Origin of the sequence: Ornithinimicrobium sp. (assembly GCF_051004135.1) — a bacterium.
In the GTDB taxonomy this organism is placed as follows: domain Bacteria; phylum Actinomycetota; class Actinomycetes; order Actinomycetales; family Dermatophilaceae; genus Ornithinicoccus.
Window position 1 is genome coordinate 1 of sequence record NZ_JBPCKQ010000180.1, and the last position, 15,731, is coordinate 15,731.

A 15,731-nucleotide genomic window follows, 5' to 3' on the forward strand; every position below is an offset into this window, starting at 1 on the left:
CGGGGCTACGGGTCGAGGATGTGGACGACCGGTGCTGCCTCGCATCTGGGGGCAATGCATAGTCCACGCTGAACAGCCCACCGGCCGGACCGGAACGGGACCGTGCAACGCACCGCAAAATAGGGGACGGCCCCGGCTGGGGGGTAGCCGGGGCCGTCGACGCTCGGAACCTGGGGGGGTGGCCCCGAACGCCCGCGCTCAACCCCTAAGGGGAACGCTGTACAGATAAGTATGCACGGCGACCCGGGCATCTGCAAACACTGAGACGGGCGCGTCGGACCACCCCCATCCGACCCGCGAGCGCCACACCTCCGAGGCTCCCGCGACGGTTGCGCGGCGGCGGCGAACGAGGGATCAGAGCGTGCTCTCATTAGCCGTCGGGTTGGGTCAAGCCCAGCCAGACCGGTCCATCAGTGGACTGCCCGCGCGTGGGTCCTCGAACTACCGCCGCCGGAGGCTCCCGACGAGTCGGAAACCTCACCCATAGGTCTACACCCGCGTCCCGTTCGGCACAAGTGGTGCAGGCATATGTCCTGTTCAGGACCCCGCACACCGCCGATCGGCAGGGTCTATCCGGTGCGCCCGGCGAGCACGGCGTCCGCCACCCGATGCCCCTCCGAGGCCCCTGCCACGACCGCCTCCGCGCAGTGCAGCAACCACAGCCGGACCCCGTCCGGGCTACCACTCTCGTATGCGGTCAGCGCCCCCCGGTAGTCCGCTCCGACCTTCGCTGCGTGACCGCTCTCCGGGACCAGCACCCCCGTGGGGTCCAGACCGCCGGCCCTCAGCACAACGCGCTCCATCGCCCGCGCGACCAGTCCGTTGCCCGCCACGAACGGCCGCAGCGTCACGATCTCGGCATGCACGACCGAGGCCACCAGCAGCGCCGGCGATCGGCCGGCGGGGACGCCCCGCACCAGGTCCATCACCGCAGCCAATCGGCCCTCCACCTCCTCCGGGTCCGGCGCCCGACCCAGCTCGACCCACTCCCGGCACGTCTCCTCACCACACCGGGGTCGACCCACCTGCGTGACGCCGAGCAGCGGTGCCCCGGCAGCCAGGTGCAGGCGGGTCAGCACCTGCAGCGGCGCCGACAACGTGGCGGCATGGACCTGCTCGGTGGCCGCGGTGACCTGCACCGCGGCCCGCAACATGCGCCATACCGGGTCCGGGTCCGTCGGCCACTGCCGAGCCCCGCGCACCAGGTCGCGGACCACGGGCACGCTCCCCTGCGACCCGGCGGGCTCGGCGCCTTCCAGCAGCGCTGTCGCCGCCGCTCCCCGGACCCGCGACTCCGCAGCCGCCTCGGCGGTCCGTCGTCGCAGCGCCGGGTGCCAACGTAGCTCGGTGCAGGCATCGCGAGCCCGCTGCACCGCCTCCGCCACGTCGGGCAGCGCCGCGAGGGCAGCCAGCGGGTCGGCGTCGCGGGGCGGGGGCAGAGCGCCGGTCACGGACGCCACCCTATGCACGACGGGTTGCCGCGAGCGCAGAGAGTAGGTTGAGTAGGACCAAAGGTCGACGACGATCAGGAGGCACCGTGTCCGACGAGAATCTGTCCAACCTGCTCCAGGAGGAGCGCACCTTCCCTCCGCCCGAGGAGTTCAGCGCCCAGGCCAACGGCACCCAGGAGCTGTATGACGCAGCCGCCCGGGACCGGGAGGGCTTCTGGGCCGACCAGGCCCGCGATCTGCTGACCTGGGACAAGGACTTCTCCCAGACCCTGGACTGGTCACAGGCGCCGGTCGCCCAGTGGTTCGTCGGGGGTGAGCTCAACGCCTGCGTCAACGCCGTGGACCGGCACGTCGAGGCGGGTCACGGCGACCGGGTGGCGATCCATTTCGTCGGCGAGCCGGGTGACACCCGCGACATCACGTATGCCGAGCTGCATGAGCAGGTGCAGCGTGCGGCCAACGCGTTGCTCGAGCTCGGAGTGCAGGCCGGCGACCGGGTGGCGATCTATCTGCCGATGGTGCCCGAGGCGGCCGTGGCGATGCTGGCCTGCGCGCGCATCGGGGCCCCGCACTCCGTGGTCTTCGGTGGCTTCTCCGCCGACTCGCTGAGGGCCCGGATCGCCGACGCCGAGACCAAGGTCGTGATCACCGCCGACGGCGGCTACCGCAAAGGCAAGCCGTCCTCGCTCAAACCCGCCGTCGATGCGGCGATCAGCGGCGAGAGCACCGTCGAGCATGTCCTGGTGGTGCAGCGCACGGAGCAGGAGGTGGAGTGGGACGAGGATCGCGACGTCTGGTGGCACGAGGCGCTGGCGTCCGCGGCGGCCGAGCACGAGGCCCAGGCCTTCGACTCCGAGCACCCGCTGTTCATCCTCTACACCTCCGGCACGACCGGCAAACCCAAGGGCATCTTCCACACCACGGGTGGCTACCTGACCCAGGCGGCGTTCACCAGCAAGTACGTGCACGACATACACCCCGACACCGACGTCTACTGGTGCAGCGCCGACGTCGGCTGGGTGACCGGCCACTCCTACATCGTCTACGGCCCGATGGCGCTGGGGGTGACGCAGGTGATGTACGAAGGCACTCCGGACACGCCGCACAAGGGACGGTGGTGGGAGATCGTGGAGCAGCTGAAGGTGACGATCTTCTACACCGCGCCCACCGCGATCAGGGCCTGTATGAAGTGGGGCGAGGACATCCCCGACGGTTTCGACCTCTCCTCGCTGCGCCTGCTCGGCTCGGTGGGCGAGCCGATCAACCCCGAGGCGTGGATGTGGTACCGCGAGGTCATCGGTGCCGGAAGCGCCCCGATCGTCGACACCTGGTGGCAGACCGAGACGGGCGCGATCATGATCAGCCCGCTGCCCGGGGTCACCGCCACCCGCCCGGGCTCCGCGCAGCTAGCCATCCCCGGCATCGCGGTCGACGTCGTCGACGAGGCCGGTGCCTCGGTGCCCGACGGCTCCGGCGGCTACCTGGTGGTCACCGAGCCCTGGCCGGCCATGTTGCGCGGCATCTGGGGCGACCCGCAGCGGTATGCCGACACCTACTGGTCGCGCTACGAGGACATGTACTTCGCCGGCGACGGCGCCAAGAAGGACGACGACGGCAACATCTGGGTGCTGGGACGGGTCGACGACGTGATGAACGTCTCCGGGCACCGGCTCTCGACCACCGAGATCGAGTCGGCGCTCGTGTCACACCCCAAGGTCGCCGAGGCCGCGGTCGTCGGAGCCACCGATGACATGACCGGTCAGGCCGTGTGTGCGTTCGTCATCCTGCGCTCCGAAGCAGTGGAGGCGACCGAAGACGACGACGAGGCGGCGGAGGCGCTGACCACCGAGCTGCGCAACCACGTCGGGACCCAGATCGGGGCCATCGCCAAGCCCCGCCAGGTGATGGTGGTCGCTGAGCTGCCCAAGACCCGATCGGGCAAGATCATGCGGCGACTGCTGCGCGATGTGGCCGAGGACCGAGACGTCGGCGACGTCACCACCCTCGCCGATTCGACCGTGATGGACAAGATCAAGGCAGGGATGTCGGAAGGATAGGATTTGACAGCGCTTTCATGCAGAAGTTTTGCCAAATCTTGACCCAACGTGGCTCGCCGCGTCTGCTCTGACCAGGCATGATGGACCCATCGGCACGGAGCCGCGCGATAAGCGCATGGCCCACTGGCTGTCACGGGACCAGTGCAGTGCCGCACGGTGCCCACCCGGCACAAGCAGGGGGTGTCGGGTGGGCACCAACAACGTCCCGGAGGCAACCGACCCGGTCGGTCGATTCGCGTGCCTCGCACGAAAGGTGTGGCACGCTCTGCGGGCGCCGAGCGCACCAGTTACAGTCCTCCCATGGCTACCAGCACCGAGTCGACCTCGTCAGGCACCGACCCCAGGGGGCAGGCACCCGAGCGCAGCATCGGCCAGCTCGTCTCCGACGTCTCCGCCGACGCGTCGGCGATCGTCCGCAGTGAGATTGAGCTCGCCAAGGTCGAGATCAAGAACGACGTCACCCACGGAGCCAAGGGCGCCGGCATGTTCGCGGGCGCGGCCGTCCTGGGGGCCTACGGCTTCGGTCTGCTCCTGCTCGGCCTGGCATGGGTCATCGCCATCTTCTTGCCGGTCTGGGCCGGCCTGCTGATCGTGGCGGCAGTCCTCTTCGTGATCGCCGCCGTGCTGGGCCTGATCGGCAAGGGCCAGATCAGCAAGGTGCAGGGCAAGCCGGTCAAGACCATCGACAACGCCCAACAGACCGTCGCGGCCGTCAAGCCCTCGAAGTAGGCGGCCCGCGGCCACCCCGGTGCGCCGCTGCGAGCCGCATGCGCGCCCCCGGCCAACTCGGCAGGTCGCTCAAGATCCAGACAAACGCCCACGTTCCCGAGCATCGTCGAAGCGACACAACATCGCTCTCTAGCGCGATGTTCTGCACCCCAGGCGATGCTTCTGGGTGGTGGGCGATGCTCCGGGTGGGCGACGTTGTTTGTGGACGTTATAGGAGCCCCCGAACGGCAATCGCGAAGGCTCAGCCGGGCAGATCGCGCACGTCGCCGGCATCCCACTCGCGGCTGATCCCGGCCAGCAGCAGGACCCTGTCGAGCAGCCCGGCAGTGAAGCCCCAGATCAGCACACCCTGCGTAGTGAACGCCGGCCCGACGTAGCCGGAGGGGTGCCGCGCCCGGTGCCGGTGCGCCGGGTCGAGCAGATCGTCCACCGGCACCGACAGCACCTGAGCCACCTCGGCCGGCTGGCGCACCCACACCGGGCCCCGCTCGCGCCACCAGGCCAGCACCGGGGTCACGTCGTAGCCGCTGACCGGGATGTGCAGCGCGGGCAGCGTGGCGACCACCTCGACGCCCGCGCGGTCCAGCCCGACCTCCTCCTGCGCCTCCCGCAGCGCCGTGTCCACCAGGTCGACGTCGACGGACTCTCGACCACCACCCGGGAAGGACACCTGGCCCGCGTGGGAGCGCAACGCCGGTGACCGCTCGGTCAGCAGGACCTCGGTGCGCCCGTCGGCGCCGGGGCCGAAGAGCAGCAACACCGCCGACTCCCGCCGGCCACCCCCCGCCGGGGGCACGAAGGCGCTGAACCACTCCCCCGGCACGTCCTGCACCTGCGCGATGAGGTGGTCCATCCACGCCGGTCTGCTCATCGTGCCGGCGCGGTGCGCACCAGCGCGGCGGCCGCCTCGGGGTCGGTCTCCCCGACGCCGTAGGAGGGACACCAGAGCGCCACCGGGCAGGCTCCGCAAGCGGGCTTGCGGGCGTGGCAGGTGCGCCTTCCGTGGAAGATCAAGACGTGGGACAGGTGCGTCCACTCCCGCCGCGGGATTAGCCCACCGACGGCGTGCTCAACCTTGACTGGGTCCTCCAGGTCCGTCCAGCCCAGGCGCCGCACCAGCCGGCCGACGTGGGTGTCGACCGTGATGCCGGGGACGCCGAAGGCGTTGCCCAGCACGACGTTGGCGGTCTTGCGACCCACCCCGGGTAGAGTGACCAGATCGGCGAGCTGAGCGGGCACCGCGCCGTCGAACTGCTCGACGAGGGCGGCGCTCAGCTTGAGCAGCGACTCGGTCTTGGCGCGGAAGAAGCCCGTCGGTTGGATGATGGCCTCGACGTCCTCCCGCGCCGCGGCCGCCATCGTCGGGGCATCCGGGTAGCGCGCGAACAGCGTGGGCGTGACCGTGTTGACCCGCACATCCGTGGTCTGGGCGGACAGCACGGTCGCGACCAGCAGCTCGAAGGCGCTGCCGAAGTCGAGCTCGCAGTGCGCGTCGGGGTAGCGCAGCGCCAGCTCGCGGTAGGTCCGGCGGGCCCGGCGGGTGCGGGCGAGCGGCGACTCGTCAGCCACGTCGACGGCACGGGCGCGACCGGCGGGTCGGCGGGGGCGCGGGGTCGTGGTCACAGAGGGCAGCCTACGACCGGCCCGTGTCACCGCTGCCCCGGTCGCCGCTTTGGTGGCAGGATGAAGGTCGTGGACCCACAGATCGTGATGCAGGCACCCCTGTTCGCGGCGCTCGACCAGGAGACCGCCGACCGGCTGATCTCTTCGATGTCGCCACACTCGCTGCCCCGCGGCGAGCGGCTGTTCCGCGAGGGCGACCAGGGAGACTCGCTCTACGTCATCACCGCCGGCAAGGTGAAGCTCGGCCGCGCCAGCACCGATGGACGGGAGAGCCTGATGTCGGTGCTGGGTCCCGGCGAGATGTTCGGCGAGCTCAGCCTCTTCGACCCCGGCCCCCGGTTGAGCAGCGCGGTCGCCGTGTCCGACACCTCGTTGATCGGGTTGGACAACGACCGGTTGCGCAGGTTCCTCGACGACCACCCGGCCGTGGCCATGCAGATGTTGGCCGGGTTGGCCCGGCGGTTGCGCCGCACCAACCAGGGCATGTCGGACCTGGTCTTCACCGACGTCCCCGGCCGGGTCGCCAAGGCGCTGCTCGACCTCGCCGCCCGCTTCGGCCGCGTGCAGTCCGACGGGGTGCGGGTCGAGCACGACCTGACGCAGGAGGAGCTGGCCCAGCTGGTCGGCGCCTCCCGCGAGATCGTCAACAAGGCCCTTGCCGACTTCGCCGGGCGTGGCTGGCTGGCCCTCGGCGCCAAGTCGGTGACCCTGCTCGACCCCGACCGACTGCGCCGCCGGGCACGCTAGCCGGCCGTCGACGTGAGCGGTCCCGCTCGTCCGGCTTCCGGGCACGTCCGCGCGGGATTGCGTACATCGCGCCGTCGACGAACACGGCGCAATGCACACAATGCCGCGCAATACGTCCTAGATGTGCTGACCAGCGGGGCCGAGGCCGAGGTAGGCCAGCTGGGCCAGCACGCTGAGCCGGGCCGCCGGCCACACCGACCGCGGCACGTCGGCATACACGCGGCGCACCACGGCGTCGGCGAGATCGCCGTCGCCGCTGCCCCCACCGCTGCCCTCCACCGCTGAGCGCACCTCCTCCGCGGCCACCCGCACCTGCTCGAGGCGCTCACGGCGGTGCTGCTGGTAGAACCGCACCACCCCGGCAGCATCGGGCACCACCGGCCCGTGGCCCGGCGCCAGACTGCTCACCTGCTCGGAGCCGGTGAGCCGGGAGAGCCGCTCCAACGACGCGAGGTATGCCGCGAGCTCGCCGTCGGGGTAGGCGACCACCGTCGTCCCCCGGCCGAGCACGGTGTCGCCGGTGAGCAGCACCTGCTCGGAAGTGAGCAGGAAGCTCACCGAGTCCAGGGTGTGCCCGGGTGTGGGCACGACCAGGATCTCCAGCCCGCCGACAGCCAGCACGTCGCCCGGGCCGAGGTCGTCGTGACCGCGCCCGATCGCGCGCACCGGCGCCCCGGTCAGCTCAGCAAACCGCGGCGCTGCCTCCGCGTGGTCGGCGTGCCCGTGCGTCAGCAGGGTCAGCGCCACCCGGGCCCCACGCCGGTCGACGTCGGCGAGCACCGCATGCAGGTGCGCCTCGTGCAACGGCCCGGGGTCGACGACCACGACCTCCTCGCTGCCGGGCTCGGCCAGGATCCAGGTGTTGGTGCCCTCCAGCGTCATCGGCGAGGGGTTGGGGCACAGCCGGCACCAGGCGCGCTGCCCCCACGCCCCGCCCTGCCATTGCGCGGTGCCGTCCTGCCTGCTCACGGCGTCCACGACGATGCCCCACCTTCCGGACGGTCGGGGGGTATGCCGTGTCCCAGGGCGTCGACCGGCGCCCGCATCCACACGGCTGCGTCGTGCTCGACCGGCCACGGCTGCACGGCGTGCACCCGTGGCCGCTGGACCAGCACCTGCGACACGCCCGGCGAGGCGGCCAGCTGCTCGGCGAGCACCTGCGTCGGCGGCAGCATCGCCTCGACACCGTCCCGGCGCTCGGTCAGGGCATCGGTTGCGGCCACCCACCGGGAGCGGACCGACTCGGTGGTGCGACCGTCGGCGACCTGGCCGGGCGGCATACGGGCGGCGAAGAACGCCGTGTCGTAGCGCCGCGGCTCACACGCCGGGGTGATCCACCGGCCGACGGCGGTCAGCAGGTCCGCCCGTAGCGACAGGCCGTTCCGGCTGAGCAGCTCGGCCAGCGACACACGGCGATCCAGCAGCGCGCCCCGCTCGTCCTGCCAGCCGGACGCGGCCAGGCCCTGGACCGGTCCCCCGCCCCCAGGGCCGGCGAGCAGCACGCCGCACTCCTCGAACAGCTCGCGCACCGCGGCCAGGACCACCTGCCGAGCCGACGCCCGCGGCATACCCAACAGCTCGGCCCACACCGACGGGCCCGGCCCCACCCAGGAGACGTCGACCTCGGCGTCGCGCGGGTCGACCCCGCCACCGGGGTAGGCGAGCACGTCGGGGGCGAAGGCCATCGTGCTCGCGCGCCGCTGCATGAACACCTCGACTCCCCGGGCGCCGTCGCGCAGCAGCAGCACACTGGCCGAGAGCCGGGCGGGGGTCGGCCCTTGATCACCCTCGGGACGGTCCAGCCACGCCCGCGCGGAGGCCAGCAGCGGCTCGGGCATCGGGAAGTCGCGGTAGGCGGTGGGCCCGGTGCCCATCTCAGTCGCGGACGGCGACGGTGATCTCCACCTCGACGGGGGTGTCCATCGGCAGCACCGCCACGCCGACGGCTGAGCGGGCGTGCACCCCGGCGTCGCCGAACGCCGCACCGAGCAGCTCGCTGGCCCCGTTGACCACGCCGGGTTGACCGGTGAAGGAGGGGTCACTGGCGACGAAGCCGACCACCTTGACCACCCGGGTCACCCGGTCCAGGTCGCCGACCACGGACTTCACCGCGGCGATCGCGTTGAGTGCACACAGCCCGGCCAGTCGCTTGGCCTCGGCCGGGTCCACGAGGTCCTCGGCACCCTCGCCCACCTTGCCGGTGGCCGGCAGCGCACCGTCGATGAACGGCAGCTGACCGGAGGTGAAGACCAACTCGCCCTGCTGCATCGCCGGCACGTAGGCGGCGACGGGCGTGGCGACCTCGGGCACGCTCATGCCGAGACCGGCCAGCCGCTGCTCCACGGCGCTGGCCGGATCACTCACGACGTCGGGCGCTTCAGGTAGGCGACCAGGCTGTTGCCGTCGGGACCGGGGACGACCTGGACGAGCTCCCACCCGTCGGAGCCCCACTGGTCCAGGATCTGCTTGGTTGCGTGGATGATCAGCGGCACGGTTGCGTACTCCCAGTTAGCCATGTGCCGACTCTAGCCCCGCCGCCGAGATCAACGCAGCGGGTCCAGCGGTTGTCGCAGAGCACGCAGGTGAGGTGGACTGGGGTGATGGCGGAGTCGCGCGAGGTGCTGACCAGGTCGGCTCGGGCCCCCGACCGGGTCGAGGCGTTCGGGGAGCACGAGCACCAGGTCTACGACGTCTACGAGCCGCCGACGGCGGCCTCGGGGACGTGTGTGGTGTTGGTCCACGGCGGGTTCTGGCGGGCGGAGCACGACCGCAGACACCTCTACCCCATGGCTGCCGCGTTGGCCGAGCAGGGCCACCGCGTGGTGCTGGTGGAGTACCGCCGCACGGGTATGCCGGGGGGCGGGTGGCCGACGACGGGGCTCGACGTGGCCACAGCGGTGCAGACCGTGCGGGACCGCGAATGCCGTCCCGGCTTGCCGGTCGTGCTGGTCGGGCACTCGGCCGGGGGGCACCTGGCGCTCTGGCTGCTGCACCAGCCGGCCGGCGCAGGGGTGGCCGGGGCCGTCTCGCTCGCCGGGTGCCTCGACCTGGCGCTCGTGCGTCACCTCGGGCTCGGTGACGAGGCGGTGGCCGACCTGATGCACGGCATACCGGACTCGCGGCAGGACATCCACCGGGCCGCCGACCCGGCCCGGCTGGGACCGGCGCCTGCGCCGGTGACGGCCCTGCACGGCGACGCCGACCAGATCGTGCCGGTGGCGGTGTCCCGGTCCTGGTGGGAGCAGGCAGCGCGGCCCGGCCGGGACCGGCTCAGCGTGCTGGACGACGTGGGTCACTTCGCTCTGGTCGACCCCGCGCACCGGGCGTTCGGCCCGACGAGCGCGGCCGTCATTCACCTGGCGTCCAGATTCGCCACGTAGCATGGGTCTCATGCGCTTTGCCACGACCCTGGCCAGGGTGACATCGCTGTTGGGGGCCTTCATCGCCATTGCGGTGCTGATGGGACTCATCGGCGCCGGTCTGCTGCTGCCCGTCGTCGGGTCGGCGGGCACCGCTGCCCGTGAGGGCGTCGGGATGTTCGAGGAGCTGCCCGGCAATCTCGACTCCAACCCGCTGGCCCAGCAGTCCCGCATCCTGACCGCCGACGGCAAGCTGATCTCCACCCCCGCCCAGGAGAACCGGATCATCGTCGGCCTGGACCAGGTCGCTCCGGTGATGCAGCAGGCGCAGATCGCCATCGAGGACGAGCGCTACCGTGACCACGGTGGCGTCGACCCCAAGGCGCTGGGCCGTGCGTTCGTGAGCAACGCCACCACCGAGGACACCCAGGGCGGCTCCACGCTGACCCAGCAGTACGTCAAGCTGACGCTGAAGGAGGAGGCCCGCCGCACCGAGGACACCGAGGCGCTGCGGGCGCTCGACGCCCGCAGCGGCATCGAGGGCTACGTCCGCAAGCTGCGCGAGCTCAAGTACGCCATCACCCTGGAGGAGCGGCTCACCAAGGACCAGATCCTGGAGGGCTACCTCAACCTGGCCTACTACGGCGACCGCGCCTACGGTGTCGAGGCGGCCGCCCGGCACTACTTCGGGGTCAAGGCCATCAACCTCAACCTGCAGGAGGCCGCCACCCTGGCCGGCATCGTCCGCGCCCCGAGCGCCACCGACCCCATCAACAATCCCGAGGCATCCCTGGCCCGGCGCAACGTCGTGCTCGACAAGATGCACGAGCAGGGGACGATCTCCGACAAGGCGTGGCGGCAGGCGAGCGCCTCGCCGATCACCCTCAAGGTCACCGACAGCCAGCGCTCCTGCCTGAACTCCAAGTACCCCTACTTCTGCGACTACGTCACCCAGTGGCTGCTGCAGAGCGACAGCCTCGGCGCCACCAAGGAAGAGCGGTTGAACACGCTGACCACCGGAGGGCTGACGATCGAGACCACCCTGATGCCCGAGCTCGCCCAGCAGATCAACGAAACCACCTCGACCAACGTGCCGCCGGGCAACCCCTACAAGCTGGCCTCGGCCGCCGCCATGGTGGAGCCCGGCACCGGCAAGGTCCTGGCCATCGGGCAGAGCTCGACCTACGCGCTGGAGCCGTCTGACGACCGATTCAGTGCCACGTCGGTCAACTGGAGTGTCGACGAGCGCTACGGAGGGAGCACAGGCTTCCAGATCGGGTCGGTGGCCAAAGCGTTCACCCTGGTCACCGCCCTGGAGCAGGGCGTCCCCGTGGAGACCACACTGAGCGTCCGCAAGCCGGGAACGGTCGACTCCAACGGCACGTGGATCGACAACCCCGCGGACCGGGAGACCCCGGAGGGCAAGACCCACCCCGCAGGCATCTTCTTCAAGGACGACTTCGACCCCAAGTGCACGGTTGGTGAGGACTACTGGAGCGTCCGCAACGCCGAGGACAAGAACCACCAGCCGACCATAAAGCTGCGCGAGGCCACGGCGTCCTCGGTCAACACCGCCTTCGCCACCCTGGCCAGCCAGGTGGGCACCTGTGACATCCGCGACACGATGGCCCGGCTGGGGCTCAACAGCGGAGACGGAGACGAGTTCGGCGCCGGCCGGGCCAACGTCCCCGCGGCCTATGTGCTGGGTGCGGACGACGCCACCCCGTTGACCGTCGCCAGCGCCTACGCCACCATCGCCTCCGGCGGGACGTACTGCCCCCCCGTGCCGGTCACCAAGATCACCGACACCGAGGGCAAGGAGCTCCCGCTCAACACGCCGAAGTGCAAGCAGGTCATCAAGCCCGACGTGGCCGCCGGCGTCGCCGAGCTGATGCAGGGGGTTGTCGACCTGCAAGGCTCGGGCTTCCGGGCGGTGCTCGACAGCGGGCAGCCGGCCGGCGGCAAGACCGGCACGTCCGACGGGTCCACCCACACCTGGTTCGCCGGTTACACCCCGCAGGTCTCCACCGCGGTCTGGATCGGCTATCCCAACGGTCGCAACTTCGAGGGCAGCCTCAACGACATCACCGTCGGCGAGACCTTCATCGAGGGTCAGCTCTACGGCTCCAAGCTCGCTGCCCCCATGTGGAAGGAGCTGATGAGCACCGCCTTGAAGGGCAAGCCGGTAGAGAAGTTCGAGAAGCCGTCCAACAAGGTGCTCAGTGGCGAGAAGGTGCTCGTGCCCGCGGTGAAGGGCCTGAGCCTGTCCGCGGCGCAGGACCGGCTTTCGGATGCGGGGCTGACAGGGACGCCGGTGCGCATCGGCTCCTCACAACCCAAGGGCACGGTCCTGCGCACCTCTCCCTCGGCCTTCTCCAGCGTCAGGTCCGGGACTCCGGTCAAGCTCTTCGTCCCCCGGGAGCGCTGAGACGCAGCGGGTCGACCAGCGGCGGTGACGGACCGGTGAGTCTGCGGAGGGCAGCCCTATCCGCCGCCCAGGGCCCGCTTGACCGCGGCGGCCACCCGGCCCCCGTCTGCCCGGCCGGCCACCTGGGGCTGCAGCGTCTTCATCACCAGGCCCATTGCCGGCATACCGCTCGCCCCGGTCTCGGCCACCGCTGCCTGCGCCATCCGGTCCAGCTCGGCGTCGTCGAACTGGGCGGGCAGGTAGCCCTGCAGCACGGCCAGCTCGGCCTCCTCACGCTCGGCCAGCTCGGGTCGGCCGGCGTCGGCGTAGGCACTCGCAGCCTCCCGCCGGCGCTTGGCCTCCTTGCCCAGGACCGCGACCACGTCGACGTCGCTCAGCTCACGGTGCGCCTTGCCGGCGACCTCGGCGTTGGTGATCGCCGTCAGGGCCATCCTCAGGGTGGCCGAGCGCACCCGGTCCTGCGCGCGGATCGCGTCGTGCAGGTCGTGCTGCAGGGTGGCCTTGAGGTCGGGCTCGGTGCTCATGGTGCTCAGTGTGTCACCGGGTGACCGGCCGACGCCGCTGCTTTTGGCATGATCGCCCCATGCACCCGGTATGGCGTCTCGCGGCCCCCGTCCTCGGCGCGGGGGCAGGGGTGCTGGCCTGGAGTGTGCTGGTCGAGCCACGCGCCTTCGCGTTGCGCCGCTTCGAGGTCCCGGTCCTGCCTGCGGGCTCGGCGCCGCTGCGGATCCTGCACGTCAGCGATCTGCACCTGACCCCCGGCCAGGCCTACCGCGCGGACTGGCTCCGCGGTCTGGATGCGCTGGAGCCGGATCTGGTGGTCAGCACCGGGGACAACCTGGCGCATCCTGACGCCGTGCTCCCGGTGCTGCAGGCCTACGGGCCACTGCTGTGCCGGCCCGGTGCCTTCGTCCTGGGCTCCAACGACTACTTCGCCCCCAAGGCCAAGAATCCGCTGCGTTATCTCGACGACAGCCACCCGCGCGGGGCGGCGCTGACCACGCAGCGGCTGCCGACCCAGGACCTCGTCGACGGCTTCACGGCCGCAGGGTGGTCCGACCTGACCAACGCGCGCACCCGTCGCAGCGTGACGGGGCTGGACCTGGAGCTGGTGGGCGTCGACGACCCGCACCTGGGCCAAGACCGCTACGACCTGGCGCGGGCCCCCGCGGCACCGGATGCGGACCTGACGATCGGGGTTACCCATGCGCCCTACCAGCGGGTGCTCGACGCGATGACCGGCGACGGCGCTGCGCTGGTGCTCGCGGGGCACACCCACGGTGGCCAGGTGTGCCTGCCCGGCCACGGCGCGCTGGTGACCAACTGCGACATGGACACCGGCCGGGCCAAGGGGCTCTCCCGTTGGTGGCCCGGGGCCGGGCATGCGGGCCGCGGCGGCGCGGCGCCGCAGGACTTGGCATACCTGCACGTCTCTGCCGGACTCGGCGCCTCGCCCTACTCGCCGATGCGGTTGGCCTGCCGTCCGGAGGCCACGCTGTTGACGCTACGCCCCCGGCCGATCTCGGGTCTGCCCAGCACCGCCTGAGGCGGATCGGGCCGCCCCCGAGCCGATTCGGTCGGCCCCTGGCCGGTGGGCTATCCTTGCCGACGCTGCGCGCCCCGATGGGTGCGTGCCACGGGGTGTGGCGCAGCTTGGTAGCGCGCTTCGTTCGGGACGAAGAGGTCGCAGGTTCAAATCCTGTCACCCCGACCATCGAATAACTTCCCTGACCTGCGAAAAGACGGTCAGGGCTGGTTTTCTGTATCCCATTGGGGCATAACTGGGGCATAACCGGGAGGGCTGCAGACAGCGTGCCCCCGCGAGGCAACCCAAGAGGGATGTGCTGGGACAAGGTGTGGCTAGCGTTGCAGGAACCGGCGCGGTGCAAACCGTTTGCACCTAGCGCTCAGGAGCCGAGAGCCGTGTGTCCCATGTGGATCAATCCGGAGGGGGACTTGCCCACCTGGGACACACGCCCTTGTGATCGTCGTTGGGGTGTGACCGCAGGTCAACGAGTCAGCCACCGTCTGCGCTAGCGCGTGAGTCATCCGCTGGCACTTGAGGCTACGAGTGTCCTGGGCGATAGTCGGTTCCGGACGGTGAGACGGACGCTGGCCGTTTCGCCCAAGAACAGCCCGCTGGGTGAGGGAAGGGGGACGTGGGCCACCCACAACCCCTGGGCGTCGTCCTCGTCGGTCAACACGGCACTATCGGGCGGTTCGTAGTCGCGAAGGGGTGAGGAGACTTGTGAGGCCCAGGTCGCCCACGCCCGCGGGGCGGAGCGTCCGGCGGTGGGTGGTTCCACGTCGACGACGAGCATGTCGTCGAAGTCGGCGGACTGCTCGATGTGGTCGTCGAAGGAGAAGATGCCCCCGCGTTCGCGCAGGGACAGGACCTTCAGTTGGAGCATGTAGCGCATCTTCGCCGTGTCCGGGCGGCTCTCACGCGAGGACAGGAAGGTCGTGACCAGGGGCGTGGGTCGATCCGCGGTATCGGTGCTTTTGGGCCACTCCAGCTGAATCGGACAGTGGTGGGCAGCCAACTGCTCGTGCATGACGATAGGCAGTCCACGCACCGACAGCCTGGTCTCGGCCTGCCAGGTCACCTCGGGGTCCGGTTCCCCGGGGAGGCGGTAGCCCACCAGGTCAGCGGTAATCTGCAGGTCCCCGAACAGGAACCGCCTCAGGTTCTGATACCCCTCTTCGGAGTTCACCAAGCCATACCGTCCGGAGTGGCTGCGATGCACGAAGGCGAAGTTGGCTTCCGGGATGTAGGCGGACTCGATCTGGACCAGTCCGTCGCTTTTGGGTCCTACCGCCTTCGCCGACAATCCACCAGCCACGTCGTAGTCCGAGGGGTTGGTGCCGACCAGGCAGCACACGCGGTCCCCGGGGAAGGCTTCTGCTGGTATCGAGTTGGCCACCCAACCGGACGGTGGAGCGTCCAGACGATCACGCTCAGGGGTCAGGTAGTCATACATCTGCCGGGGACCGAAGATGTTGCCTCCCTGGATGTTGAAGGTGTCGCGCATTCTCTCCAACAAGCCGAAGCCCACGTCGAAGTGAATACCTCCATGGGGCGTGCCGTAGGTGAAGAACCGGTCGATATGGTTCAGCGCATGATCACCCCGGTCGGGCAACACCTTCTGGATCAGGCAGCGACAGATGAGACCACCCATCGAATGGGCCACCAGGTAGACGCGCGGTGAGCCGGTACGGTCCTTGACCTGCTCTATCAGCTCGAAGAGGGCGAGGGCTGCCGACTCCAGATCGAACTCTTGGTACTGGCCAGGCTCGCCACCCTCGTCCTCGCGGTGCGCCTCAGTGGTCAGACTAA

Annotated in this window: 15 protein-coding genes and 1 tRNA gene; 7 read left to right on the top strand and 9 right to left on the bottom strand. The window is 70.4% G+C overall.

Annotation, left to right across the window (positions count from 1 at the left end; genetic code table 11):
• Positions 1-569 precede the first annotated feature (569 nt).
• Entirely contained in the window at positions 570-1,451 is an 882-nt protein-coding gene (locus ACR2FV_RS12420; protein WP_434016006.1) for a Fic family protein, read from the bottom strand.
• A gap of 86 nt (positions 1,452-1,537) precedes the next feature.
• On the opposite strand from ACR2FV_RS12420, the gene acs reads away from it, so the two are divergent.
• Positions 1,538-3,508, top strand: coding sequence for an acetate--CoA ligase (gene acs / locus ACR2FV_RS12425; RefSeq protein ID WP_434016007.1), 1,971 nt, complete (start codon positions 1,538-1,540; stop codon positions 3,506-3,508).
• A gap of 300 nt (positions 3,509-3,808) precedes the next feature.
• Positions 3,809-4,237, top strand: coding sequence for a phage holin family protein (locus ACR2FV_RS12430; RefSeq protein ID WP_434016008.1), 429 nt, complete (start codon positions 3,809-3,811; stop codon positions 4,235-4,237).
• A 241-nt stretch (positions 4,238-4,478) separates the two neighbouring features.
• Here ACR2FV_RS12430 and ACR2FV_RS12435 read toward each other — a convergent pair whose 3' ends face one another.
• A complete protein-coding gene (locus ACR2FV_RS12435) occupies positions 4,479-5,090 on the bottom strand; it encodes an NUDIX hydrolase (RefSeq protein ID WP_434016009.1) in 612 nt (203 codons plus the stop codon).
• 14 nt (positions 5,091-5,104) lie between these two features.
• Positions 5,105-5,860, bottom strand: coding sequence for an endonuclease III (gene nth, locus ACR2FV_RS12440; protein WP_434016010.1), 756 nt, complete (start codon positions 5,858-5,860; stop codon positions 5,105-5,107).
• A gap of 69 nt (positions 5,861-5,929) precedes the next feature.
• Between nth and ACR2FV_RS12445 the strand changes: the two genes are divergently transcribed.
• Complete coding sequence (locus tag ACR2FV_RS12445; protein ID WP_434016019.1) at positions 5,930-6,607, top strand: Crp/Fnr family transcriptional regulator; 678 nt, start codon at positions 5,930-5,932, stop codon at positions 6,605-6,607.
• A gap of 117 nt (positions 6,608-6,724) precedes the next feature.
• Here the strand turns inward: ACR2FV_RS12445 and ACR2FV_RS12450 are convergent, their stop codons facing one another.
• From ACR2FV_RS12450 to ACR2FV_RS12465, 4 genes are all read right to left on the bottom strand, one after another.
• Positions 6,725-7,489 (bottom strand): MBL fold metallo-hydrolase, encoded by a 765-nt coding sequence (locus ACR2FV_RS12450; protein ID WP_434016020.1) that lies wholly within the window; start codon positions 7,487-7,489, stop codon positions 6,725-6,727.
• Between the two features lie 83 nt (positions 7,490-7,572).
• Complete coding sequence (locus ACR2FV_RS12455; RefSeq protein WP_434016011.1) at positions 7,573-8,481, bottom strand: NUDIX hydrolase; 909 nt, start codon at positions 8,479-8,481, stop codon at positions 7,573-7,575.
• A gap of 1 nt (position 8,482) precedes the next feature.
• Positions 8,483-8,971 carry a RidA family protein gene (locus tag ACR2FV_RS12460; protein WP_434016012.1) on the bottom strand — a complete coding sequence of 163 codons (489 nt, stop codon included), beginning with the start codon at positions 8,969-8,971 and terminating at the stop codon, positions 8,483-8,485.
• Complete coding sequence (locus tag ACR2FV_RS12465; RefSeq protein ID WP_434016013.1) at positions 8,968-9,123, bottom strand: DUF4177 domain-containing protein; 156 nt, start codon at positions 9,121-9,123, stop codon at positions 8,968-8,970. The genes ACR2FV_RS12460 and ACR2FV_RS12465 overlap by 4 nt, the downstream gene beginning before the upstream one ends.
• 84 nt (positions 9,124-9,207) lie before the next feature.
• Here ACR2FV_RS12465 and ACR2FV_RS12470 point away from each other — a divergent pair, with 84 nt between their 5' ends.
• Positions 9,208-9,987: an alpha/beta hydrolase family protein gene (locus ACR2FV_RS12470; RefSeq protein ID WP_434016014.1), complete on the top strand. Its 780-nt coding sequence runs from the start codon at positions 9,208-9,210 to the stop codon at positions 9,985-9,987.
• A 10-nt stretch (positions 9,988-9,997) separates the two neighbouring features.
• On the top strand, positions 9,998-12,394 hold the full coding sequence (locus tag ACR2FV_RS12475) for a penicillin-binding protein (RefSeq protein WP_434016015.1): 2,397 nt from the start codon (positions 9,998-10,000) through the stop codon (positions 12,392-12,394).
• 56 nt (positions 12,395-12,450) lie between these two features.
• On the opposite strand, the gene ACR2FV_RS12480 is transcribed toward ACR2FV_RS12475, so the two are convergent.
• Positions 12,451-12,918 carry a GatB/YqeY domain-containing protein gene (locus ACR2FV_RS12480; RefSeq protein ID WP_434016016.1) on the bottom strand — a complete coding sequence of 156 codons (468 nt, stop codon included), beginning with the start codon at positions 12,916-12,918 and terminating at the stop codon, positions 12,451-12,453.
• A gap of 59 nt (positions 12,919-12,977) precedes the next feature.
• Between ACR2FV_RS12480 and ACR2FV_RS12485 the strand changes: the two genes are divergently transcribed.
• Positions 12,978-13,940, top strand: coding sequence for a metallophosphoesterase (locus ACR2FV_RS12485; RefSeq protein ID WP_434016017.1), 963 nt, complete (start codon positions 12,978-12,980; stop codon positions 13,938-13,940).
• 91 nt (positions 13,941-14,031) lie between these two features.
• Positions 14,032-14,108, top strand: a tRNA-Pro gene (locus ACR2FV_RS12490).
• Positions 14,109-14,439: 331 nt separating this feature from the next.
• Here ACR2FV_RS12490 and ACR2FV_RS12495 read toward each other — a convergent pair.
• The coding region (locus tag ACR2FV_RS12495) for an esterase/lipase family protein (protein WP_434016018.1) at positions 14,440-15,731 on the bottom strand (1,292 nt) is incomplete at its 5' end.